This window comes from Oleiphilus sp. HI0128, from assembly GCF_001635365.1.
Genome location: NZ_LWGG01000350.1, coordinates 1 through 1,250 on the forward strand (window position 1 = coordinate 1; position 1,250 = coordinate 1,250).

The 1,250-nt window shown below is 45.0% G+C and carries 3 protein-coding genes; all 3 read right to left on the minus strand.

Annotated elements, in window-relative coordinates; genetic code table 11:
• On the minus strand, positions 1-114 hold a 114-nt coding region (locus A3763_RS26645; RefSeq protein ID WP_255376602.1), incomplete at its 3' end, for an exonuclease domain-containing protein.
• Positions 111-587 (minus strand): ribonuclease HI, encoded by a 477-nt coding sequence (gene rnhA, locus A3763_RS04405; RefSeq protein WP_068510651.1) that lies wholly within the window; start codon positions 585-587, stop codon positions 111-113. The genes rnhA and A3763_RS26645, both read right to left, overlap by 4 nt.
• Positions 584-1,250: class I SAM-dependent methyltransferase (locus A3763_RS04410; protein ID WP_156494904.1), on the minus strand; the 667-nt coding region annotated here is incomplete at its 5' end. The genes rnhA and A3763_RS04410, both read right to left, overlap by 4 nt.

Here is a 1,250-nt window from a genome sequence, read left to right on the forward strand (position 1 = left end):
GTGATTTCCTGTCAGCTTACGGTCAATCAGTTCGACACAACCAATCTCGATTATCCTGTGGCCAAGCTGAGGATTTATACCGGTGGTTTCTGTATCAAGTACGACCTGCCTCACCCTTCAACTCCATCAATCACATGAACCTTACCAATACTGTCTTTTCGAATAACCGAGTCAACTCCGAGATTGGCAAGCTGGTCAGCCATTTCATTACCTGGATCACCACTATGACCTTTCACCCAAAACCATTTTACCTCATGTGTTGCGACTTGCTCATCCAACGCTTTCCATAGCTCAACATTCTTTACTGGCTTTTTGGCTGCAGTTTTCCAGCCATTTTTCTTCCAACCTTTTATCCACTCAAGCATCCCTTTGCGCATATATTGGGAGTCGGTATGTAAGTGAACAACACTAGGTTTCTTTAAGCTTTCGAGCGCCCGAATTGCAGCAAGCAGCTCCATTCTATTGTTGGTTGTATCAAGCTCACCACCATAAATCTTTTTCTGATGCTTCCCGCTTGTTAATAATGCTCCCCAACCTCCCGGTCCAGGGTTGCCTTTACAGGCTCCATCGGTATAAATCTCTATCATTCTTCTTTATCTTTCTCGTTATAAACTGAAAAGTCTTGTTCCAAAACCCGAGTGTGCCGTGAGCTTGCCAAAGGCATTCCTACGACCTTTGCACCTCGACGCCATTTTGAGTAGGAATTGATTCGTGAACCGACCTGTTTTTGTGCCGATATCAAATAGTATGCGCCTAGGGGGACTTTTGTATTGAGCACTTTATCGAGCCACAAAAAACGCCTAAATAAACCTGCATTATTAAAAGGCAGGCCGTAGTAATGGTATTTAGTAGTTCCCACCCTAAAATCGAGCAAATTCAACCAATCTTCGATTCGCTTACCACCAATAAAACAACTATTCCAGGGTGCTTGCTGCGACCTCCCTAACAACCTCCTCACTCCCCAAGTACTGAGAGGGTTAAACCCAACTATCACCATCGTACCAGAAGACTTGAGCACCCTGGCTGCCTCTCGCAGGGTTTGATGAGGCGCACTGGAAAAATCTAGTGCATGGTGCAAGATAACAACATCTTGGGTTTCGCTTTCTAATGCCAATTCCTCAGAAGAAGAAATAATAGAGTTTTCAGGTAAGTCCGGTTCCCACTCTGGCAACACATAAAATTTATGCCCCAAGCTACTTGGGTTACCTACTGGCACCCTATGCGAGACACCTATCTCAGCCTGGTGATAG

What these genes read in the sequence shown, in the direction of transcription:
- rnhA (WP_068510651.1), bottom strand. Translation starts at nt 587, where the DNA reads ATGATAGAGATTTATACCGATGGAGCCTGTAAAGGCAACCCTGGACCG.